General features: G+C 71.4%; 18 protein-coding genes. 4 read left to right on the forward strand and 14 right to left on the reverse strand.

Annotation, left to right across the window (positions count from 1 at the left end):
- Positions 1-5: 5 nt before the first annotated feature.
- The 3 genes from zwf to pgl all read left to right on the forward strand — a co-directional run bounded on the left by zwf (position 6) and on the right by pgl (position 3,473).
- On the forward strand, positions 6-1,532 hold the full coding sequence (gene zwf / locus ACIOD1_RS21745; protein WP_365624040.1) for a glucose-6-phosphate dehydrogenase: 1,527 nt from the start codon (positions 6-8) through the stop codon (positions 1,530-1,532).
- Positions 1,529-2,575 (forward strand): glucose-6-phosphate dehydrogenase assembly protein OpcA, encoded by a 1,047-nt coding sequence (gene opcA, locus ACIOD1_RS21750; protein WP_365624042.1) that lies wholly within the window; start codon positions 1,529-1,531, stop codon positions 2,573-2,575. Before zwf ends, opcA begins: the two co-directional genes overlap by 4 nt.
- 121 nt (positions 2,576-2,696) lie before the next feature.
- Positions 2,697-3,473 (forward strand): 6-phosphogluconolactonase, encoded by a 777-nt coding sequence (gene pgl, locus ACIOD1_RS21755; protein ID WP_401904010.1) that lies wholly within the window; start codon positions 2,697-2,699, stop codon positions 3,471-3,473.
- A 97-nt stretch (positions 3,474-3,570) separates the two neighbouring features.
- Here the strand turns inward: pgl and pgi are convergent, their stop codons facing one another.
- From pgi to ACIOD1_RS21820, 13 genes are all read right to left on the reverse strand, one after another.
- Positions 3,571-5,223, reverse strand: coding sequence for a glucose-6-phosphate isomerase (gene pgi / locus ACIOD1_RS21760; RefSeq protein WP_401904219.1), 1,653 nt, complete (start codon positions 5,221-5,223; stop codon positions 3,571-3,573).
- Between the two features lie 165 nt (positions 5,224-5,388).
- Complete coding sequence (locus ACIOD1_RS21765) at positions 5,389-5,724, reverse strand: RNA polymerase-binding protein RbpA (protein ID WP_365624045.1); 336 nt, start codon at positions 5,722-5,724, stop codon at positions 5,389-5,391.
- 179 nt (positions 5,725-5,903) lie between these two features.
- Positions 5,904-6,134 carry a preprotein translocase subunit SecG gene (secG, locus tag ACIOD1_RS21770; protein WP_365624137.1) on the reverse strand — a complete coding sequence of 77 codons (231 nt, stop codon included), beginning with the start codon at positions 6,132-6,134 and terminating at the stop codon, positions 5,904-5,906.
- Positions 6,135-6,281: 147 nt separating this feature from the next.
- Positions 6,282-7,070 carry a triose-phosphate isomerase gene (tpiA, locus tag ACIOD1_RS21775; RefSeq protein WP_365624046.1) on the reverse strand — a complete coding sequence of 263 codons (789 nt, stop codon included), beginning with the start codon at positions 7,068-7,070 and terminating at the stop codon, positions 6,282-6,284.
- Positions 7,071-7,076: 6 nt separating this feature from the next.
- The gene (locus ACIOD1_RS21780; protein WP_365624047.1) at positions 7,077-8,288 is read right to left on the reverse strand and encodes a phosphoglycerate kinase; all 1,212 of its coding nucleotides are present in this window, start codon (positions 8,286-8,288) and stop codon (positions 7,077-7,079) included.
- 139 nt (positions 8,289-8,427) lie between these two features.
- Positions 8,428-9,432, reverse strand: coding sequence for a type I glyceraldehyde-3-phosphate dehydrogenase (gene gap, locus ACIOD1_RS21785; RefSeq protein WP_365624048.1), 1,005 nt, complete (start codon positions 9,430-9,432; stop codon positions 8,428-8,430).
- 209 nt (positions 9,433-9,641) lie between these two features.
- Complete coding sequence (locus ACIOD1_RS21790; protein ID WP_401904013.1) at positions 9,642-12,602, reverse strand: M14 family zinc carboxypeptidase; 2,961 nt, start codon at positions 12,600-12,602, stop codon at positions 9,642-9,644.
- A 150-nt stretch (positions 12,603-12,752) separates the two neighbouring features.
- Positions 12,753-13,748: a DNA-binding protein WhiA gene (gene whiA, locus ACIOD1_RS21795; RefSeq protein ID WP_365624050.1), complete on the reverse strand. Its 996-nt coding sequence runs from the start codon at positions 13,746-13,748 to the stop codon at positions 12,753-12,755.
- Entirely contained in the window at positions 13,739-14,794 is a 1,056-nt protein-coding gene (gene yvcK / locus ACIOD1_RS21800) for a uridine diphosphate-N-acetylglucosamine-binding protein YvcK (protein WP_365624052.1), read from the reverse strand. Before yvcK ends, whiA begins: the two co-directional genes overlap by 10 nt.
- The gene (rapZ, locus tag ACIOD1_RS21805) at positions 14,791-15,750 is read right to left on the reverse strand and encodes an RNase adapter RapZ (protein WP_365624054.1); all 960 of its coding nucleotides are present in this window, start codon (positions 15,748-15,750) and stop codon (positions 14,791-14,793) included. Before rapZ ends, yvcK begins: the two co-directional genes overlap by 4 nt.
- A complete protein-coding gene (gene uvrC / locus ACIOD1_RS21810; RefSeq protein ID WP_401904018.1) occupies positions 15,747-17,864 on the reverse strand; it encodes an excinuclease ABC subunit UvrC in 2,118 nt (705 codons plus the stop codon). The genes rapZ and uvrC overlap by 4 nt, the downstream gene beginning before the upstream one ends.
- Before the next feature lie 101 nt (positions 17,865-17,965).
- Complete coding sequence (locus ACIOD1_RS21815) at positions 17,966-18,763, reverse strand: hypothetical protein (protein WP_365624139.1); 798 nt, start codon at positions 18,761-18,763, stop codon at positions 17,966-17,968.
- Positions 18,764-18,768: 5 nt separating this feature from the next.
- Complete coding sequence (locus ACIOD1_RS21820; protein ID WP_365624058.1) at positions 18,769-19,422, reverse strand: papain-like cysteine protease family protein; 654 nt, start codon at positions 19,420-19,422, stop codon at positions 18,769-18,771.
- 252 nt (positions 19,423-19,674) lie between these two features.
- Here ACIOD1_RS21820 and ACIOD1_RS21825 point away from each other — a divergent pair, with 252 nt between their 5' ends.
- Positions 19,675-20,625 (forward strand): hypothetical protein, encoded by a 951-nt coding sequence (locus ACIOD1_RS21825; RefSeq protein WP_365624060.1) that lies wholly within the window; start codon positions 19,675-19,677, stop codon positions 20,623-20,625.
- Positions 20,626-20,741: 116 nt separating this feature from the next.
- On the opposite strand, the gene ACIOD1_RS21830 is transcribed toward ACIOD1_RS21825, so the two are convergent.
- Entirely contained in the window at positions 20,742-21,173 is a 432-nt protein-coding gene (locus ACIOD1_RS21830; protein ID WP_401904021.1) for a Rieske (2Fe-2S) protein, read from the reverse strand.
- Positions 21,174-21,238: the final 65 nt, after the last annotated feature.

The following is a 21,238-nucleotide window of genomic DNA, read 5'->3' on the forward strand; positions in this document are numbered from 1 at the left end:
ACACCTTGTCTGTAAACGGAGCGAACCCGCTTCGTGACGCACAGGACCGGCGGCTCCCGCGCATCGCGGGGCCGTCCGGCCTGGTCATTTTCGGCGTTACGGGTGACCTGTCGCGCAAGAAGCTCATGCCGGCGATCTACGACCTCGCGAACCGCGGCCTGCTGCCGCCGGGCTTCTCCCTGATCGGCTTCGCCCGCCGCGAGTGGCAGGACGAGGACTTCGCCCAGGAGGTGCACGACGCCGTCAAGGAGCACTCGCGCACCCCCTTCCGCGAGGAGGTCTGGCAGCAGCTGGTCCAGGGCTGCCGGTTCGTGCAGGGTGATTTCGACGACGACGCGGCCTTCGAGACCCTGAAGGCCACCATCGAGGAACTCGACAAGGCCCAGGGCACGGGCGGCAACTTCGCCTTCTACCTGTCGGTCCCGCCGAAGTTCTTCCCCAAGGTGGTCCAGCAGCTCAAGGACCACGGTCTGGCCCAGAAGGAGGGCTCCTGGCGGCGCGCCGTCATCGAGAAGCCCTTCGGCCACGACCTCAAGAGCGCGGAAGAGCTCAACAAGGTCGTCCACGAGGTCTTCCCTCGTGACGAGGTCTTCCGGATCGACCACTACCTCGGCAAGGAGACCGTCCAGAACATCCTGGCGCTCCGCTTCGCCAACACCATGTTCGAGCCGATCTGGAACCGGTCGTACGTCGACCACGTACAGATCACCATGGCGGAGGACATCGGCATCGGCGGCCGGGCCGGGTACTACGACGGCATCGGCGCCGCCCGCGACGTCATCCAGAACCACCTGCTCCAGCTGCTGGCGCTGACCGCGATGGAGGAGCCCGGCTCCTTCCACCCCAAGGCGCTGGTGGCCGAGAAGCTCAAGGTGCTGACCGCCGTGGAGCTGCCGGAGGACCTGGGCAAGCACACCGTGCGCGGCCAGTACTCGGCGGCCTGGCAGGGTGGCGAGAAGGTCGTCGGGTACCTCGAAGAAGACGGCATCGACCCCAAGTCGAAGACCGACACCTACGCGGCCATCCGCCTGGAGATCAACAACCGCCGCTGGGCGGGCGTTCCGTTCTACCTGCGCACGGGCAAGCGCCTGGGTCGTCGGGTGACCGAGATCGCGGTGGTCTTCAAGCGGGCGCCGTACCTGCCGTTCGAGTCGGGCGCGACCGAGGAGCTGGGGCAGAACGCCCTGGTCATCCGGGTCCAGCCGGACGAAGGCGTGACGGTCCGCTTCGGCTCCAAGGTGCCGGGCACCTCCATGGAGGTGCGGGACGTCACGATGGACTTCGCCTACGGCGAGTCCTTCACCGAGTCCAGCCCCGAGGCCTACGAGCGGCTGATCCTCGACGTCCTGCTGGGTGACGCGAACCTCTTCCCGCGCCACCAGGAGGTCGAGCTCTCCTGGAACATCCTCGACCCGATCGAGCAGTACTGGGACAAGCACGGGAAGCCCGCGCAGTACGCGTCGGGCACCTGGGGACCGGTCGAGGCGGACGAGATGCTCGCACGAGACGGACGGAGCTGGCGCCGGCCATGAAGATCGACCTCACGGAGACCAACTCCAGCAAGATCAACGCCGCTTTGGTGCAGGCACGCCGGGACATCGGCACGCCGGCCATCGGGATGGTCCTCACGCTGGTGATCGTGACCGACGAAGAGAACGCGTACGACGCGCTCAAGTCGGCGAACGACGCGTCACACGAACACCCCTCGCGGATCGTGGTCGTGGTCAAGCGGGCCAGTCGCTCGCCCCGCAGCCGCCGTGACGCCCGGCTCGACGCGGAGATCCGCGTCGGGGCGGACGCCGGCAGCGGGGAGACCGTGGTGCTCCGCCTGCACGGCGAGCTGGTCGACCATGCCCAGTCGGTCGTTCTGCCGCTCCTGCTGCCCGACGCCCCCGTGGTCGTCTGGTGGCCGGAGCGGGCTCCGGCGGACCTGGCGGGCGACCCGCTGGGCGCGCTGGGGCAGCGCCGGATCACGGACACCTACTCGTCCGAGACCCCGACCGCCGCGCTCGGCTCCCGAGCGCAGGCGTACGCCCCCGGTGACACCGACCTGGCCTGGACCCGGATCACCCCCTGGCGTTCCATGCTGGCGGCCGCACTGGACCAGCAGAGCTCGACGGTCTCCTCGGCGACCGTCGAGGGCGAGGGCGAGAACCCGAGCTGCGAGCTGCTGGCCATGTGGCTGGCGGACCGCCTCGGGGTCCCGGTCCACCGCACCGAGTCCGGCGGCCCGGGCCTGACGGCCGTACGCCTGGAGACCAAGGACGGCGTGATCGTCCTGGACCGGGCGGACGGCGCCCTGGCGACGCTGTGCATGCCGGGGCAGCCCGACCGCGCGGTGGCGCTCAAGCGCCGCGACACGGCCGAGCTGCTGGCGGAGGAGCTGCGCCGGCTGGACCCGGACAACACCTACGAGGCCTCGCTGAAGTTCGGCGTGTCCCGTATTCAGGAGTCCGGCGCCCCCAAGGGCAAGGCCGCCCCGGCCGCGCCCGCCACCGAGGCGGCTCCGGCCGACCCGGCCCCGGCCGCGAAGCCGGCCGCCAAGCAGGCGGCGAAGAAGGCCTCGGCCAAGTAGCACGGCCGCCCGGCCCCCCTCCCCCACGGGCAGGGGGGCCGGGCGCGTTCGCGTCCGGGCCCGGACGCCCGCGTGAACGCCCCACCCCACCCCCACCACACGAAGGCGGCAGCACATGGGTATGACGACTCCCCAGGTCGTCGTCCACCGGGACAAGGAGCTGATGGCCCAGGCCACCGCCGCCCGGCTGATCACGAAGGTCGTGGACGCCCAAGCGGCCCGCGGCACCGCGTCCGTGGTCCTGACCGGCGGCCGCAACGGCAACGGCCTCCTCGCGGCGCTCGCCGCGGCCCCGGCGCGGGACGCGATCGACTGGTCCCGCCTGGACCTCTGGTGGGGCGACGAGCGCTACGTCCCCGCCGACGACCCCGAACGCAACCACACCCAGGCCCGCGAGGCCCTCCTGGACTCCGTCCCGGTGGACCCGGCCCGCGTGCACGTGATGCCCGCCTCCGACGGCCCGTACGGCGAGGACGTGGACGCCGCCGCGGCGGCGTACGCCGAGGAACTGCGCGCGGCCTCCCGTCCCGAGGACCACGGCCCGGTCCCCACCTTCGACGTGCTCATGCTGGGCGTGGGCCCCGACACGCACGTGGCCTCCCTGTTCCCCGAGCACCCGGCCTCGCGCGAGACCGAGCGCACCGTGGTCGGCGTGCACGGCGCGCCCAAGCCGCCGCCCACCCGGGTCTCGCTGACCCTCCCGGCGATCCGCGTGGCGCGCGAGGTCTGGCTGCTGGCCGCCGGCGAGGACAAGGCCGCGGCCGTGGCCATCGCCCTCGGCGGCGCGGGCGAGGTCCAGGCACCGGCCGCGGCCGCCCACGGCCGCAGCCGCACCCTGTGGCTCCTGGACCGCGCGGCGGCGGCCCGCCTCCCGTCCGGTCTGTACCCGCCGGCCTAGGGCGGGTCCGAGCCGGCGCCGACCGACGCCGACGCGCGTGAGCGCCCCGCACCGTGGCGGTGCGGGGCGCTCACGCGCTCATGTCCGTCCGTCGCGGTCAGCGACCCCGCAGCTCGCGGTACCTGGCCACCAGCGCCCGCGTGGACGGGTCGAGGTTGTCCACGTCCGAGCCGTCCACCAGGGCCGGCTCCAGGCGCTTGGCCAGCACCTTGCCGAGTTCCACGCCCCACTGGTCGAAGGAGTCGATGTTCCACACCGCGCCCTGGACGAACACCTTGTGCTCGTAGAGGGCGATGAGCCGGCCCAGGACGCCCGGGGTCAGTTCGTCGACGAGGATGGTCGTCGTCGGGTGGTTGCCCTGGAAGGTCTTGTGCGGGACGAGCTCCTCGGGGACGCCCTCCGCGCGGACCTCGTCGGCCGTCTTGCCGAAGGCCAGCGCCTGCGTCTGCGCGAAGAAGTTCGCCATCAGCAGGTCGTGTTGGGCCTCCAGGGCCGGCTCCAGCTCGGCCACCGGCCGGGCGAAGCCGATGAAGTCCGCCGGGATCACCCGAGTGCCCTGGTGGAGCAGCTGGTAGTAGGCGTGCTGTCCGTTGGTGCCCGGGGTGCCCCAGACCACCGGGCCGGTCTGCCAGTCGACCGGCTTCCCGTCCCGGTCCACGGACTTGCCGTTGGACTCCATGTCCAGCTGCTGCAAGTACGCGGTGAAGCGCGAGAGGTAATGGCTGTAGGGGAGCACCGCGTGCGACTGCGCGTCGAAGAACCCGCCGTACCAAACGCCCAACAGGCCCATCAGGAAGGGCGCGTTCGCCTCCGGCGGCGCGGTGCGGAAGTGCTCGTCCATCGCGTGGAAGCCGGCCAGGAGTTCGTGGAAGGCGTCCGGGCCGATCGCGATCATCAGGGAGAGGCCGATGGCCGAGTCGAAGGAGTAGCGGCCTCCGACCCAGTCCCAGAACTCGAACATGTTGGCCGGATCGATGCCGAAGTCCGTGACCTTCTCGGAGTTGGTCGACAGCGCCACGAAGTGCCGTGCCACGGCGGCCTGGTCGCCGCCCAGCCCGTCGAGCAGCCAACCGCGCGCCGAGGTGGCGTTGGTGATGGTCTCGATGGTGGTGAAGGTCTTGGAGGCGATGATGAACAGCGTCTGCGCCGGGTCCAGGTCGCGCACCGCCTCGTGCAGGTCCGCGCCGTCCACGTTGGACACGAACCGCAGGGTCAACTCCCGGTCGGTGAAGGCCCGCAGGGCCTCGTACGCCATCGCCGGGCCCAGGTCGGAGCCACCGATGCCGATGTTGACCACGTTCTTGATGCGCCGGCCGGTGAAGCCGGTCCACTCCCCCGACCTGACCTGGCGGGAGAAGGCCGCCATCTTGTCGAGGACCGCGTGCACCTCCGGGACCACGTTCTCGCCGTCCACCTTGACGACGGCGCCCTTCGGCGCCCGCAGCGCCGTGTGGAGGACCGCGCGGTCCTCCGTCGTGTTGATCTTCTCGCCGCGGAACATCGCGTCCCGCAGCTCGGCCACGCCCGTCGCCGAGGCCAGTTCGCGCAGCAGCGCGAGCGTCTCGTCGGTGACGAGGTGCTTCGAGTAGTCGATGTGCAGGTCGCCCACCCGCAGGGTGTAGCCGGTGCCCCGGTCCGGGTCCTTCTCGAACAGCTCCCGCAGATGCGTCTTCCCCAGCTCGTCCCGGTGCTTGCCGAGGGCGATCCACTCGGGCGTCCGGTTGAGCCTCGTACGGGTGTCTGCGTTCATCTCGGACATCAACCCACTTCTTCCGTCCTGTCGTGCCCCGCCGCGTCCCAACCTAAGGGATCGGAAGGGGGACGAAGGACAGCAAAAGGCCCGGCCCGCAGGATTCGTTCTCCCACGGGCCGGGCCCTGACTCACTCTTGAGGGTGACACCGCCTCGGACGAGGCTCAGATCTCGCCGCGCAGCTTGGCGAGGGCCTCGGCGAGGATCGCCTCGCCGTCGGCGTCGGTGCGGCGCTCCCGGACGTAGGCGAGGTGGGTCTTGTACGGCTCGGTCCGCGGCGGCGCGGGCGGGTTGTCCCGGTCCTGACCGGCCGGGAACCCGCAGCGAGGGCAGTCCCAGGTGTCCGGCACCTGGGCGTCGCTGGCGAAGCTCGGCACCGTCTCGTGCCCGTTCGAGCACCAGAAGGAGATGCGCAGGCGGGGCGCGGATTCACCGCGCTCGGCCTCGCCCATCGGCCCGGCTCCGACCCGACTACCACGAATCGCGTTGCCACTTGCCACGGTCGTAACTCCCTGCGTGATGGTGCCGCGGAGCGTGAGGGGGTGTCCGCTGCGGGCGCCCCAGTCTACGGAAGGCCCAACGCGCGTCCAGCAACCGGAGTTACTCGCTCCAGCCGTGAACGCAGGACCTCATGATAGGCAGGAGGGAGCCGACCGGACCGCCGAAATGGCCGAAACCGTCAGGTCGCGGACTTCGAGAGCAGGCCGAGCACCACGATGCAGGCGAACCACAGGAGCCCGATCACGACGGTGATGCGGTCGAGGTTGCGCTCGGCCACGGAGGAACCGCCGACCGAGGACTGCATGCCGCCACCGAACATGTCGGAAAGGCCGCCGCCCTTGCCCTTGTGCATCAGCACGAGAAGCATCATCAGGGCGCTGAAGACGACCAGGGCGATCGAGAACCCCATAATCACGGCTGATTCCTACTTTCTGGGCCTTCTGGGCATTCAGGGCTTGCGGTGTTCCGCCGCCGCGCGGAAAGGGGCGCGGGGGCCGACGCTGCGCGTGCAGCCCCGGCCCCCGCAAGGGTACGACGGATCGGCCCTACCGCATACTCACTGGTCGCGGAAGCGGACGATCTTGACGAACTCGTCCACGTCCAGCGCCGCGCCGCCGACGAGGGCGCCGTCGACGTCGGGCTGGGCCATGATCGCGGCGATGTTGCCGGACTTCACGGAGCCGCCGTACTGGATGCGGACCTTGTCGGCCAGCTCCTGGGAGTACAGCTCGGCCAGCCGGCCGCGGATGGCCCCGCAGACCTCCTGGGCGTCGTCGGGGGTGGCGACCTCGCCGGTCCCGATGGCCCAGACGGGCTCGTAGGCGATCACGATGGTCTCGGCCTGCTCGGCCGTGATGTCCTTGAGACCGCCGTCGACCTGCGCCAGCGTGTGCGCGACCTGGTCGCCGGCCTTGCGGATCTCCAGGCCCTCGCCGACGCACAGGATCGGGGTGATCCCGTACTTGAAGGCGGCCTTGACCTTGGCGTTGCAGATCTCGTCGTTCTCGCCGTGGTACTGGCGGCGCTCGCTGTGGCCGACGGCGACGAAGGCGCAGCCGAGCTTGGCCAGCATCGGGCCGGAGATCTCGCCCGTGTAGGCACCGGAGTCGTGCGCCGAGATGTCCTGGGCGCCGTACTTGATCTTCAGCTTGTCGGCCTCGACGAGGGTCTGCACCGAGCGCAGGTCGACGAAGGGGACGAGCACCGCGACCTCGACGGCGTCGAAGTCCTTGTCGGCGAAGGAGAAGGCGAGCTTCTGGGTGTGGGCGATGGCCTCAAGGTGGTTGAGGTTCATCTTCCAGTTGCCCGCCATCAGCGGGGTGCGGCCGTTGACAGCAGCAGACATAGGGGTTCAGCCCTCCAGGGCGGCGAGGCCGGGGAGCGTCTTGCCTTCGAGGTATTCGAGGCTGGCGCCGCCACCGGTGGAAATGTGACCGAAGGCGTTCTCGTCGAAGCCCAGGATGCGGACGGAGGCGGCGCTGTCGCCGCCGCCGACGACGGTGAAGGCGTTGCTGTCCAGGAGCGCCTGCGCGATCGCCGAGGTGCCGCCCGCGTAGTCGGGGTGCTCGAAGACGCCCACGGGGCCGTTCCAGAAGACGGTCTCGGCGTCCGTGATCTTCGAGGCGTACAGCTCACGCGTCTTGGGGCCGATGTCCAGGCCCTCCTGGTCGGCGGGGATCTTGTCCGCGTCGACGGTCTCGAAGTCGGCCGGGGCCTTGGTCTTCAGGTCGGGGAAGTCCTTGGAGACCAGCACGTCGACCGGGAGGACCAGCTCGACGCCGGTCGCCTTGGCGCGCTCCATGTACTCGGTGACCTTCGGGATCTGGTCCTCCTGCAGGAGGGAGATGCCGACCTCGTGGCCCAGGGCCTTGAGGAAGGTGTAGGCCATGCCGCCGCCGATGAGGATGCGGTCGGCCTTGCCGAGCAGCTCGTCGATGACGGCGAGCTTGTCGGAGACCTTGGCGCCGCCGAGGACGACCACGTACGGGCGCTTGACGTCGGCGGTGAGCTTCTGCAGGACGCCGACCTCGGTGGCGATGAGGTAACCGGCCGCGTGCGGGAGGCGCGCGGGCAGGTCGAAGACCGAGGCGTGCTTGCGGTGGACAGCGCCGAAGCCGTCGCCGACGTAGACGTCGGCCAGCTCGGCGAGCTGGTCCGCGAAGGCGCCGCGCTCGGCGTCGTCCTTGGCGGTCTCACCGGCGTTGAAGCGCAGGTTCTCGATGACGGCGACCTGACCGTCGGCGAGTGCCTCGACGGTCGCCTTGGCGGAGGAGCCGACGGTGTCGGTGGCGAACGCCACGTCCGTGCCGAGCAGTTCACCGAGTCGCTTGGCCGCCGGGGCGAGCGAGAAGGCCGGGTCGGGCTCGCCCTTGGGGCGGCCGAGGTGCGAGGCCACGATCACGCGGGCGCCGGACTCGGCGAGCTTCGCGATGGTCGGCTGCACGGCGCGGATGCGCCCGTCGTCGGTGATCTTGCCGTTCGAGAGCGGCACGTTGAGGTCGGCGCGGACGAAGACCCGCTTGCCGGCCACGCCTTCGGCGAGAAGTTCGTCGATCGTCTTCATGTGTTCCCTACTCCTTGTCCCCGTGCGGGGGTCGGTTCCCAGCCGGGCGAGCGGCGGGAGGCAAGCCACAGGGCCCGTGCGGCGCATCGTCGCGCTGCCCGGACCCTGTGCTCACATCCTGCCTTGCCCTACGTGGTGCTTAGAGCTGCCCGCCGACGAAGACGGTCAGGTCGACGAGGCGGTTGGAGTAGCCCCACTCGTTGTCGTACCAGCCGATGACCTTGACGCTCTTGCCCTGGACCATGGTCAGGGAGGAGTCGAAGGTGCAGGAGGCCGGCCAGTTCACGATGTCGGAAGAGACGATCGCGTCCTCGGTGTAGTCGAGGATGCCCTTGAGCTGGCCCTCGGCGGCCTTCTGGAAGGCGGCGTTGACCTCGTCCTTGGTCACCTCGCGCTCCAGCTCGATGACCAGGTCGGTCACGGAACCGGTGGGGACCGGGACGCGCATCGCGATGCCGTCGAGCTTGCCCGCCAGCTCCGGGATCACCAGCGCGGTGGCCTTGGCGGCACCGGTGGTGGTCGGGATGATGTTCTCGGCGGCGGCGCGTGCGCGGCGCAGGTCCGAGTGCGGGAAGTCCAGGATGCGCTGGTCGTTCGTGTACGCGTGGACCGTGGTCATCATGCCCTTGACGATGCCGAAGTTCTCCAGGAGAACCTTGGCCATCGGCGCCACACAGTTGGTGGTGCAGGAGGCGTTGGAGATGACGTGGTGGTTGGCCGCGTCGTACTTGTCCTGGTTGACGCCCATCACGATCGTGATGTCCTCGTCCTTGGCCGGAGCCGAGATGAGGACCTTCTTCGCGCCCGCGGCGATGTGCTTCGCGGCGTCGGCCTTCTTGGTGAAGATGCCGGTCGACTCGATGACGATGTCGGCGCCCAGTTCGCCCCAGGGGAGCTTCGCGGGGTCGCGCTCGGCGAAGGTCTTGAAGGTGTTGCCGTCCACCGTGATGGTGTCGGCGGTGTGGGAGACCTCGGCCTTGAGGCGGCCCAGGATGGTGTCGTACTTGAGCAGATGCACCAGGGTCGCGTTGTCAGTCAGGTCGTTGACACCGACGATCTCGATGTCCGCTCCCTGCTCCAGGAGCGCCCGGAAGTAGTTACGGCCAATTCGGCCAAAACCATTGATGCCTACGCGGATCGTCACGAACCGATCTCCTCGTTGGTGCGCCGGCCTGTCCGCCGGCGAGCTGTATGGGATGTCCCCGACCGCTTACGACCCTACCTCTCCGTGAGCTTTTGAGTGACATCGACGGGGGCCTGACACGCCCCGAGGCCCGGTACCAGCCGCTGCGGTACGGGACCTCGGGGACTTTGTCCCCCGTCACCGAGGGTGACGGGGGACGGGGACGCAGGTCAGTGGTTCAGGGCCCGCAGCGCCTTACCGACCAGTACGGCTCGGTCGGCCGCCGCCGGCAGGTGTTCGAGTCCGAAGCCGAGGAGCACGGTGTCACGCGTAGTGACCGAGGCGAAGGACTTGAACAGTTCGCCCGACCGGGACCAATCTCCCGGAACATCGGGACTTCCGGCGGGTGCGCCCTGGGCCGCCCAGGCTCCGAGAGAGGTCTCGAAGCCCTCGACGGCCTGGTCCGCGCCGCCCACGCTCACGCGCGCCTCGTCCGCGAAGACTCCGCGACCGCCCGACCCGGGGTCGGTGATGTAGGAGAGCGACACCTCGACGGTCTTGCCGGCGTAGGCGCTCAGGTCGAAGGAGACCTGCTTCCAACCACCGGAGGAGCCCGTGAAGCTGTTCCACGTGCCGCTGGTGCCCTGCGGGGTGCAGCCGCCGCCGTCGAGGGTGAGGTAGTGACGCAGGAACGGGTGGTCGTTCACGAAGAACCCGGCCTCGCACTCGGCCGGGACGGTGGTGGAGCTCAGACCGCCCGCGTCCGCCAGCGTGGTCCAGTCGTCGCCGCCGGCCGTACGGGCCTCCAGGGCGACGTGGTCGTAGCCCTCCTCGGTGTTCCAGTTGAGGGCCGTCTTCAACTGCGGCTTGTCCGCGGCCGTGACCTGGGTGAGGTCGATGGTGCGCGTGAGCCGCTTCCAGTCGTCGTCGTCGTGCAGGGCCGAGGCCATCGAGGTGCCCGCGTAGGGCGCGTACGGGTTCACGACGCCGGCGTACTGGCCCGCCTGCGCGCTCTTGAACTGCGGGAACTGCGCGGCGGGCAGGGTGTCGGAGGTGACCGTGTACGCGCCGGGGGCGTTGAGCGGGTTGCCCGCCGCGTCCCCGAGTGCGCCCTTGGCGCCGTTCAGGGTTCCCGCGCCGGTGAAGCCGCTGGGGCCGGAGACGCTCGCGCGGCCGTAGGCGCCCAGGAAGTACTGGCTGAAGTCGTCGGTCAGGGCCCGGCCCACCTGGGCGCGGCCACCGGCCAGCTCCCCGGCCTCGATCAGCTTGCCGCCCTCGTTGAGGAAGTCGCGCACGGCCAACTGGGTTTCGCCGCCCGGGGCCTTGGCCCCGGTGTAGTGCACGGCGGTGCGGAAGTGCGAGAGCACCCCGAGGTGGTGCGGGGCGCCCTGGACGGCGACGTCCCACACGGCCGCGGACTTGCCGTTGGCGCGCAGGGCGTCCACGTACGTCTGCGCCTGCTGGGCCTTGGCACCCTCCTCCGCGATCACCAGGACGTCCGCGCCGGGGCGCTCGGCCACGGTGTACGTGAAGTGCTCGCTGGAGACCTGCCGGTCGGAGCGGTCGCGGCCGCTGAACCAGACCTCGACCTTGTCGCCCGGCTTCGTGCCGTCCACCTTGGCCCGGTACTCGTCGAACCAGTTGTTGTCCTCGCCGCCGTAGACGTCACCGCCCTTCCAGGCCTTGAGCGCGTCGTCGTGCGTGCGGCCCCCGTTGACCTTGAAGTTGAGCCGCTTGTCCTTCAGCGCCTTGCGGGCGGTGACGGCGACCGTCTGGTCCTCGCCCCGCGCCACGTAGGAGGTGGTGAAGGGGTCCACGGTGAAGTCGGCGGCGCTCAGGCCGACGGAGGAGCTGGGCTTGTCCGGGTGCGCGGCGCTCTCGCCGACGGACAGCGCGAAGGGGACGTTCTTGGCGAACTCCTCCTGGACGAGCTTCTCGTCGTCCGGGAAGTTGAAGCCGGAGGCGCAGTCCTCCGGCTTCCACTGGTCGTTCGGGTCGCTCGCGGAGGCCGTCTGGCAGGTGGTCATCTCCGGGGTGAACATCATGACGCCGTTGGTGTTGGCCGCGTGCCCGTCGGCCTCGCCGTTGGTCGTGTACAGCTCCGAGGAGAGCTGCGGGTAGTAGCCGGGGACCGCCGGGTGCTCCGGGGTTCCGGCCAGGGCCTTGTAGGCCACGTCGTCGGGGGTCGGGGTGGCCACCTGCCAGCCGACCCCGTAGAGCAGCAGCTCGGAGGCGGAGTGGTAGTTGATGGCGTAGTCGAAGCCGATCCGCTTCTCGAACCGGTCCAGGGCCGTGGTCTCCGGCTCGGAGGCGGCCTTCGGGCCGCGGTAGGTCTCGCTCGCCTGGTTCGGGGAGGAACCCTCGTTGTCGTAGCCCCACTTGTAGGCGAAGTTGCGGTTCAGGTCGACCCCGTCGACGGCCGTGGTCTTGCCGTCGCCGTTGTTGTCGCGCATGTTCTTGCGCCACAGCCGCGCGCTGTCCGCGGTGAAGGTGTAGTCGTAGCCGTCGGGGTTGGCCGAGAGCAGGAACCACAGCTCCGTGGAGTCGACCAGCTTGGTGATCCGCTGGTCCTTGCCGTAGTTGTCCAGGGTGTGGTGCATCAGCCGCCGGGTCATCTCCGGGGTGATCCACTCGCGGGCGTGCTGGTTGGACATGTAGAGCACGGACGGCTTGTCGCCGTCCCGGGACTTCTTGGCGTCCTTGGTGACCTTGAGGGCGAGGATGTCCTTGCCCTGGACGGTCTTGCCGATGGAGACGACCTTGGTGAGCCCCGGGTTCTCCTGCGCGGTGCGCAGGATCTCCTCCTGGAGGCCGCCCTTGCCGCTGTACGGGCGGAAGACCCCGTCCCCGGCGGCCTTGGAGCGGGCCAGTCCCTGGGCGGCGACCTTGCGCTCGGCCAGCGCGACCCCTTGGGCGGCCAGCCCAGCGGCCTGGTCCCCCGTCAGGAAGAGCTCCACCTTCGCGGTGCCCGTCTCGGGAGCGCGTTCGGCGAGTTCGTGGGCGTCCTGGCCGGCGGCGAGGACGAGCGGGACCTGCTCCCGGGTGATGTCGGCGTCGTAGACCCGTACCTCGTCGGCCCCGGATGTGGGGCCGGGCGCGGGCCGGGCCTGGGCCGTCGCGGGTAGCGCGGCCAGTGTGGTTCCCAAGACGAGTGCGCTTGCGGCGAGGATCGATCTCGCGCGGTGCCTCATGTGCCCCCCTGGGCGTCGTCTGCCACGAAAGCGTGCGGACGCCAGGCTCACGACCGGTCCATGCTCATGTCAATGGGCCCGGCGGTGAAACAGGCCGAAAAGGGCCCGCACGAGTGATCGCGCGGGCCCTTTCGGTGGAGCGGTCGAACGTCAGCCCACCAAGTTGTCGACCAGATCCTCGCTGAGGTCCAGGTTGGACTCGGTCCCCGGGATCCCGAGATCCTGCGCCCGCTTGTCGGCCATCGCCAGCAGGCGCCGGATCCGGCCGGCGACCGCGTCCTTGGTCAGCGGCGGGTCGGCGAGGGCGCCCAGCTCCTCCAGGGAGGCCTGCTTGTGCTCCATGCGCAGCCGGCCGGCGGCGGCGAGGTGCTCGGGGACCTCCTCGGCGAGGATCTCCAGCGCCCGCTGCACCCGGGCTCCGGCCGCCACCGCGGCCCGCGCCGAGCGGCGCAGGTTGGCGTCGTCGAAGTTGGCGAGGCGGTTGGCGGTGGCGCGCACCTCGCGCCGCATCCGCCGCTCCTCCCAGTTCAGCACCGAGTCGTGGGCGCCGAGGCGGGTCAGCAGGGCGCCGATGGCGTCGCCGTCCCGTACGACGACCCGGTCCACCCCGCGCACCTCGCGCGCCTTCGCGGCGATGGAGAGCCTGCGGGCGGCGCCGACCAGGGCCAGGGCGGCCTCGGGGCCGGGGCAGGTGACCTCCAGGGAGGAGGACCGGCCCGGCTCGGTGAGGGAGCCGTGGGCCAGGAAGGCGCCGCGCCACGCCGCCTCGGCGTCACAGGTGGCCCCGGAGACCACCTGCGGGGGCAGGCCCCGGATCGGCCGTCCCCGGCCGTCCACGAGGCCCGTCTGGCGCGCGAGCTGGTCGCCGCCCGCGACGACGCGCACGACGAAGCGGCTGCCCCGGCGCAGGCCGCCCGGGGCCATCACGACCAGGTCGGAGGAGTGGCCGAAGATCTCCAGGATGTCCTTGCGCAAGCGTCGCGCCGAGACGCCGGTGTCCAGCTCCGCCTCGATGACGATGCGGCCGCTCACCAGGTGCAGCCCTCCGGCGAACCGGAGGATCGCGGAGACCTCCGCCTTTCGGCAGCAGGTCCGGGTGACGGGAAGGCGGGAAATCTCATCCTTCACCGCGGGCGTCATCGCCATGGGCCGATCCTTCCATGCATCCGAAAAATACGGTCGTACGCGGCGGCCAGCAGCTCCGGATCGTGCTTCGGAGAGCCGTCCTGCCTGGCCACGGGCGCCAGCTCGACCGCGGCACCGAACCGTTTCGCGGCATCGGAGAGTGACTCGCGGTCGGGCACGGCGGCCTCGTCGGCCAGCACCACGTCCAGGGCGAGTTTAGGGGCGTGTCGGGCCAAAACCTCCAAATGACGCTGCGGAGAGAAGCCCTCTGTTTCGCCGGGCTGCGGAGCGAGGTTCAGCGAGAGCACCCGCCGGGCCTTGGTCTCCATCAGCGCGTCGAGCAGTTCCGGCACCAGCAGGTGCGGGATGACGGACGAGAACCAGGACCCCGGACCGAGCACCACCCAGTCCGCGTCGAGCACGGCGGCGACGGCCTCCGGCACGGCGGGCGGGTCCCCGGGCACGACCTGGACGGAGAGCACCTCACCGGGCGTCAGGGCCACCGTGGCCTGCCCCCGTACGGTGTCCACGTCGTCCGGGCGCGCCGGATCGTGGCCCTTGACCAGGGCCTGGAGCTCCAGCGGGACCGCCGACATCGGCAGCACCCGGCCGTGCGCCCCCAGCAGTCTCCCGACCAGGTCGAGGGCCTGCACGGGGTCGCCGAGCTGCTCCCACAGGGCGACGATCAGCAGGTTGCCGACCGCGTGCTCGTGCAGGTCGCCGCGGGACTGGAAGCGGTGCTGGATGACGCGGGCCCAGGTCTGGCCCCATTCGTCGTCCCCGCAGAGCGCGGCCAGCGCCTTGCGCAGGTCGCCCGGGGGCAGGACGCCCAGCTCCTCGCGCAGGCGCCCGCTGGAGCCGCCGTCGTCGGCGACGGTGACCACCGCGGTCAGCTCGCCGGTGATGCGGCGCAGGGCGGTGAGGGAGGCCGACAGGCCCTGGCCGCCGCCGAGGGCGACCACCTTCGGCGCGGCGCCGCGCCGGCGGCCGGAGCGGCCCGCGCCGTCCTCGCCCCGACCCGGGGTGAGGCGGCGCAGGCGGCTCAGTCGCGGGGTCCGAGCGGTCACTCGCGCCCCATGTCCCTGTGGACGACGACGGTCTCGACTCCCTCGGAGGCGAGGCGGGCGGCGAGCTTCTCGGACATCGCCACGCTGCGGTGCTTGCCACCCGTACAGCCCACGGCGATCGTCACGTACCGCTTGCCCTCGCGGCGGTAGCCGGTGGCGATGAGCTGGAGCAGCTCGGTGTACCGGTCGAGGAACTCCTTGGCGCCGGGCTGGCTGAACACGTAGCCCGACACCTCCTCGTTGAGCCCGGTGAAGGGGCGCAGTTCGGGGACCCAGTGCGGGTTGGGGATGAAGCGGCAGTCGACGACGAGGTCGGCGTCCACGGGGAGGCCGTACTTGTAGCCGAAGGACATGACGGTGGCCCGCAGCTCGGGCTCCTCGTCGCCCGCGAACTGGGCGTCCATCTTGGCGCGCAGTTCGTGCACGTTCAGGCTGGAGGTGTCGATGACGAGGTCGGCGTCGCCGCGCAGCTCGCGCAGCAGGTCGCGCTCGGCGGCGATGCCGTCGGTGATGCGGCCGTCGCCCTGGAGGGGGTGCGGGCGGCGCACCGACTCGAAGCGGCGCACCAGCGCGTCGTCGGAGGACTCCAGGAAGACGATGCGGCGGGTGACGCTCTTGCTGTCGAGGTCGGAGAGGGATTCGCGCAGGGCGTCGAAGAACTGCCGGCCGCGGACGTCGACGACGACGGCGATGCGCGCCACGTTGCCCTGGGAGCGGGCGCCGAGCTCCACCATGGTGGGGATCAGCGCCGGTGGCAGGTTGTCGACGACGAACCAGCCGAGGTCCTCCAGGCACTTGGCCGCCGTGCTGCGGCCGGCGCCGGACATGCCGGAGATGATCACCAGCTCGGGGATGGCGGCCTCGGCGTTGTCGCCGGGCTCCACTGTCGTGCCCGTACTCACCTGTGCTCCGTCTCGGTCGTGCTCGGTCTTGCGATCGGACTCGTGCTCGGTCATTGCTCGGTCCCCCGTTCGGACGACGCTCCCGCGGGTGCGGGAGTCTCGTCCTCCATGATCTCTCCTGTGGCCGTGTTGACGGCAGGGCCGGCGGGGACCGCGCGGGCGAGGGCCGCGGCCACGGTCTCGGCCGTCTTGCGGCCTATGCCCGGGACCTCGCAGATCTGGTCGATTGTCGCCTGTCTCAGCTTCTTCACCGAACCGAAGTGCTTGACGAGGGCTAGCTTGCGGCTCTCGCCGAGGCCGGGCACCTCGTCCAAAGGCCCGGACCTCAGGCGCTTGGCGCGCTTGCCGCGCTGGTACTGGATGGCGAAGCGGTGGGCTTCGTCACGGACGCGCTGGAGCAGGTAGAGGCCCTCGCTGGTGCGGGGCAGCACGACCGGGTCGTCCTCGCCGGGCACCCAGACCTCCTCCAGCCGCTTGGCCAGGCCGCACACGGCCACGTCGTCGATACCCAGCTCTTCCAGGGCGCGCTTGGCGGCGGCCACCTGGGGTTGCCCGCCGTCGACGACGACGAGCTGAGGGGGGTACGCGAAACGCTTGGGCCGGCCATCGTCCCCGGGCGTGTCGTCGACCTCGAAGACGGGGCCGCTCGCGAGCGGCCCGGCGGCTGCCGGGGCTCCGGTCGCCGGGACCGCGGAGCCGTCCGCGACCTGGGAGCCGTCCGGGACCTCGGAGCCGTCCGGGACCTCCGGGGCCCACTCGCCGGTCTTGAGCTTCTCCTGGAGGTAGCGGCGGAAGCGCCGGGAGACCACCTCGTGCATGGAGCGGACGTCGTCCTGTCCCTCGAACGACTTGATCTGGAAGCGCCGGTACTCGCTCTTGCGGGCCAGACCGTCCTCGAAGACCACCATCGAGGCCACCACGTCGTCGCCCTGGAGGTGGGAGATGTCGAAGCACTCGATGCGCAGGGGCGCCCCGTCCAGTTCCAGGGCCTCGGCGATCTCCTCCAGCGCGCGGGAACGCGTGGTGAGGTCGCTGGCCCGCTTGGTCTTGTGCAGGGCCAGGGACTGCAGCGCGTTGCGGTGGACGGTCTCCATGAGGGCCTTCTTGTCCCCGCGCTGCGGGATGCGCAGGCTGACCTGGGAGCCGCGCCGCTCGGCCAGCCACTGGCCCAGGGCGGCCGTGTCCTCGGGCAGCGCCGGGACCAGCACCTCCTTGGGGACGGCCTCGCCCTTCTCCTCCCCGTAGAGCTGCTGGAGGGCGTGCTCCACGAGTCCGGCCGTGTCCACGGCCTCGACCTTGTCGGTGACCCAGCCGCGCTGGCCGCGCACGCGTCCCCCGCGGACGTGGAAGATCTGCACGGCGGCTTCGAGCTCGTCCTCGGCGACCGCGATCAGGTCGGCGTCGGTGGCGTCGGTGAGGACGACGGCGTTCTTCTCCATGGCCCGGCGCAGGGCCCCTATGTCGTCGCGCAGCCGGGCGGCCTTCTCGTACTCCATCTCCTCGGCGGCATCGTGCATCTGCCGTTCGAGGCGGGTGAGGTAGGTCCCGGTGCGGCCGGCCATGAAGTCGCAGAAGTCCTCGGCGAGTTCACGGTGCTCCTCGGGGGTGACCCGGCCGACGCAGGGCGCGGAGCACTTCCCGATGTAGCCCAGCAGGCAGGGGCGGCCGATCTGGGCGGAGCGCTTGAACACTCCGGCGGAGCAGGTGCGGACGGGGAAGACCCGCAGCATCAGGTCGACGGTCTCGCGGATGGCCCAGGCGTGCCCGTACGGTCCGAAGTAGCGCACGCCCTTCTTCTTGGGCCCGCGCATGACCTGGACCCGGGGGTACTCCTCGTTCAGGGTGACGGCGAGGGAGGGGTAGCTCTTGTCGTCCCGGTACTTGACGTTGAACCGGGGGTCGAACTCCTTGATCCACGTGTATTCGAGCTGGAGCGCCTCGACCTCGGTGGAGACCACCGTCCACTCGACGGAGGCGGCGGTGGTCACCATGGTCGCCGTGCGGGGGTGCAGGTTGGCGACGTCCTGGAAGTAGCTCCCCAGGCGTTGGCGCAGGTTCTTGGCCTTCCCGACGTAGATCACCCGGCGGTGCGCGTCGCGGAACTTGTAGACCCCCGGGGAGTCGGGGATCTGCCCGGGTTCTGGACGGTAGCTGGAAGGGTCGGCCATGGCGTCCACCCTACTGGCGCCGACCGACAAGCGGCCGTACCCCCAGGCCGTCGGGGGCCCGGCCCCTGGCGGTGGCCGGGCCCCCGACGGGGGTGGTGGGGCTACGCCGTCGTGCGGCGGCGGGAGCGCAGGAGTGCCACGGATCCGACGGCGCCGAGGGCGAGGGCCCCCGCCCCGGCGGCGACGAGGCCGACGGGCGCCCCGGAGTCCTCACCGGCGGGCTCCGCGAAGCCGCCCGCCGCGCCGTCCCGGGCGTAGGCGGAGCCGGGCAGCTTGTCCCCGTAGGCCCGGGTCACCCGGGTGCGGTAGGCGGCGAGGGTCGTGCCCCGGTCGCCCACGGCCCGTACGGCGTCCTCGTCCAGCGGGAGGACCCGGCCGCCGTCGGCCACGTACCAGGCGTCGATCTGGGGCTCGCGGAAGACGGTGCCCCCGGGCAGTTTGTCGGCGCCGAGTCGGGCGTAGCGGAACTCGTCGTCGCCGGTGGCTATGTTCACCACCTGCCAGCCCGCCTCGGTCTTCGCGGTCCACAGGGCGGCCTGTTGGCCGTCGGAGGAGACGGCCCGGCCCGCGAGGAACTCCAGGCGGGCCACCGGCGCCCCGGCCTTCCCGGCGACGAACTCCGGGGAGAGGTAGTGCACGGGTATCAGCTCGTCCTCGACCCGGGGCCGCGCGGCGGCGACGGACACCTTGCCCTCGCGGGCGAAGAACCGGGACAGGGTGGCCAGGGTGTCCGGGGCGGCGACGGCCCCGTGGGCGGCCGCCCTGGTCTCGGCGGTGACCGTCCGGGGCTGTGGCACCGGGTCGGCCGATGCCTGCCCGGCGAGGGCGAGGAGCGCGGCGCCCGCGGCGGCGAGGGCGGCGGCGGCCTTCAGGGAGGGGCGCTGGGGTACGGGGGTCATGGCGGTCACGCCCCGATCCGGTAGAGGGAGTGGGTCCAGGAGAAGGTGGAGTTGTTCACGTACCAGGCGTGGGAGGCCCAGTTGTAGCGGTCGCTGGAGGGCCACGGGTCGCCCCAGTAGACCCAGCTGTTGGCGGTGTCGTAGCCGTAGAGCACGTGCATGTGGCCCCCGCCGTTGGACCACTGGATGCGGGTCTCGACGGGACGGTCGGCGTTGATCTCGGTCTGCACGGTGGAGTACTGGAGCCAGCCGGTGACGTAGCTGCCGGAGTTGATGCCGGCCCAGCGCAGGGCGGTCTGGACGTTGCCCAGGTTGGCCTGGTTGTTGGGGCACTCGGTGTTCTGCTGACGGTTGAAGGCGGCGTTGCAGAACTGGTTCTGGCTGTAGGAGCGGCCGAACCAGGTGGCGATGGTGTTGCCGCCGGCGGCCCAGCACCAGTTGGTCTTCTGTTGCGCCTGCATCGTGAGGTTCAGGCGCTTCGAGGCCAGGGCGGACGCGGTCGGGTCGGCGGGGGCGGCGGGGGCGGACGCCGTGGTGACGGCCGCGGTGGAGCGGGCGCCGGCATCGGCGGCGGTGGCGGTGCCGATGCCCGGGGACAGGGCGAGGAGCAGGGCGGTGACGAAGGCGGCGAGGGGGAGCCGCCGGTTTCTTGGGCGCATCGCGTTCCTCCCGAGGCGTGGGGATCCCCCGGCGGGGCCGGGGGGTGTGGGGGGATGGAGGAGCGCGTCCGGACGCTGTGGAGGAGCATGGGGCGGTTGTCGCGATCAGGTCAACACGCTTCAATACGCGGTGACGTCGCGGTGTGAACGGTGGGGCCCGGGTGTGAACGGTTCCCGCCGTTCCGCCCGGTCCCCCGCGCGCGCCGTCCGGTCCCCACACCGGAGCGTGTGAACGTTCACAGAGGAGTCGCCATGCGGCCGACCGGCGACCCGGCGGGCCCGGCAGGGACGACGGAGCTGGGCCGGCTCCTGCGCGGCGGCCCCTTCCACCTCGCCCTGCGCGCCGCCCTCGCCGCCCGCGGACTCCCCCTGCACCGGGTCCAGCACCGGCTCGCCGCGCGCGGGATCAAGGTGGGGGTCACCAGCCTCAGTTACTGGCAACAGGGCGCCCGGCGCCCCCACCGGCCGGAGTCCCTGCGGGCCGTCTCCGCCCTGGAGCAGATCCTCGAACTCCCCGACGGGGCCCTCTTACGGCTGCTCACCGACCCCGAGCCCACCGGGGCGCCGGCCCGCCCCGCCGCCCGCCGCTACCGGGCGCTGGTGAGCGTCGGCGCGGCCGTGGAGGAACTGCTCGACGGGATGGACCTGCCGGCCGACGGCGGCCTCCACTCCGTCGGCCACCACGAGCGGGTGCGCATCGGCGGCGGCGGGGAGCTGCGCTCCCGGGAGTCCCAGCAGATCGTCCGGGCCCACCGCGACGGGGTCGACCGCTACCTCGCCGTCCACCACGGCGATCCGGGGTGCGACGCGGACCGGGTGGTGGTGACCGCGTACGAGAACTGCCGCACGGGCCGGGTCCGCAGGCACCCCGGGGCCGGGGTGGTGGTCGCGGAACTCCTCTTCGACGCACGGCTGCGGCGCGGGGACACGTACGTCTTCGGCTACGGGATCGAGGACGGCACGGGCCCGCGCAGCGCCGAGTACGTACGGGGCTTCGTGTACGCGGGCGGCCAGTACATGCTCCAGGTCCGCTTCGACGAGGCGGCCCTGCCGGTGCGCTGCCACCGCTTCGGCCGCACCGGCCCGAACGGCCCGCGCACGGACTTGACCGACCTCACCCCGAGCGGCCGGCACCGGGCGGTGCACCTGGTGGAGCGGGAGGTCCGGCGGGGCATCCTCGGCATCGGCTGGGACTGGGACTGACGCGCGGGACGCCCCCGGCCCGCGACGGGCCGCCGATCCAGCCGGGAGCAGCCGGCGGTCAACCCGCCGATCGACCCGCGATCAGCGCACGGTCGACCCGCCGGCCAACCCGCCGATCAGCCCGCGATCAGCCGGCCGTTCTCCGCCTTCACCGGGACGGCGGGCAGCGGGGCGGAGGCCGGGCCCCGCAGCACCTTGCCGGTGGCCACGTCGAAGCGGCTGCCGTGGCAGGGGCAGTTCCCCTCCCCCGCGTCGATCTTGTCCAGGATGCAGCCGGCATGCGTGCACTGGGCGCTGAACGCCTTGTACTCCCCCGCCGCCGGGCAGCTGACGACGAGCTTGCGCTCGCGGAACAGCTTCGCGCCGCCCACCGGGACCTCGCCGACCGCGCCCAGGTCCACCGGCTCCTTCGGAACGGCCGGGCCGCCTGCGCCGCTGTTGGTCTCGGTGGAACAGGCGGAGAGCCCCGCTCCGGCGCCCACGACCCCCGCGAGCGCGGCGGCGCCCTTGAGGACGGTACGGCGGGCGGCGGACTGCGACGCGGACATGCGGTTCTCCTGGCACGGGACGACGGGGGCTCGGCCCGGCCGACGATACCGGGGGCCCGGAAGGC

The organism is Streptomyces sp. NPDC088097, from assembly GCF_044741845.1.
In the GTDB taxonomy this organism is placed as follows: Bacteria; Actinomycetota; Actinomycetes; order Streptomycetales; family Streptomycetaceae; genus Streptomyces.

Excerpts from the sequence above, each read along its gene's own strand:
- whiA (WP_365624050.1), bottom strand. The coding sequence starts at position 13,748 with ATGGCGATGACGCCCGCGGTGAAGGATGAGATTTCCCGCCTTCCCGTC.
- secG (WP_365624137.1), bottom strand. The coding sequence starts at position 6,134 with ATGGGGTTCTCGATCGCCCTGGTCGTCTTCAGCGCCCTGATGATGCTT.
- ACIOD1_RS21790 (WP_401904013.1), bottom strand. The coding sequence starts at position 12,602 with ATGAGGCACCGCGCGAGATCGATCCTCGCCGCAAGCGCACTCGTCTTG.
- pgl (WP_401904010.1), top strand. The coding sequence starts at position 2,697 with ATGACGACTCCCCAGGTCGTCGTCCACCGGGACAAGGAGCTGATGGCC.
- tpiA (WP_365624046.1), bottom strand. The coding sequence starts at position 7,070 with ATGTCTGCTGCTGTCAACGGCCGCACCCCGCTGATGGCGGGCAACTGG.
- ACIOD1_RS21830 (WP_401904021.1), bottom strand. The coding sequence starts at position 21,173 with ATGTCCGCGTCGCAGTCCGCCGCCCGCCGTACCGTCCTCAAGGGCGCC.
- ACIOD1_RS21825 (WP_365624060.1), top strand. The coding sequence starts at position 19,675 with ATGCGGCCGACCGGCGACCCGGCGGGCCCGGCAGGGACGACGGAGCTG.
- uvrC (WP_401904018.1), bottom strand. The coding sequence starts at position 17,864 with ATGGCCGACCCTTCCAGCTACCGTCCAGAACCCGGGCAGATCCCCGAC.
- ACIOD1_RS21815 (WP_365624139.1), bottom strand. The coding sequence starts at position 18,763 with ATGACCCCCGTACCCCAGCGCCCCTCCCTGAAGGCCGCCGCCGCCCTC.
- rapZ (WP_365624054.1), bottom strand. The coding sequence starts at position 15,750 with ATGACCGAGCACGAGTCCGATCGCAAGACCGAGCACGACCGAGACGGA.
- opcA (WP_365624042.1), top strand. The coding sequence starts at position 1,529 with ATGAAGATCGACCTCACGGAGACCAACTCCAGCAAGATCAACGCCGCT.
- pgi (WP_401904219.1), bottom strand. The coding sequence starts at position 5,223 with ATGAACGCAGACACCCGTACGAGGCTCAACCGGACGCCCGAGTGGATC.
- ACIOD1_RS21820 (WP_365624058.1), bottom strand. The coding sequence starts at position 19,422 with ATGCGCCCAAGAAACCGGCGGCTCCCCCTCGCCGCCTTCGTCACCGCC.
- ACIOD1_RS21780 (WP_365624047.1), bottom strand. The coding sequence starts at position 8,288 with ATGAAGACGATCGACGAACTTCTCGCCGAAGGCGTGGCCGGCAAGCGG.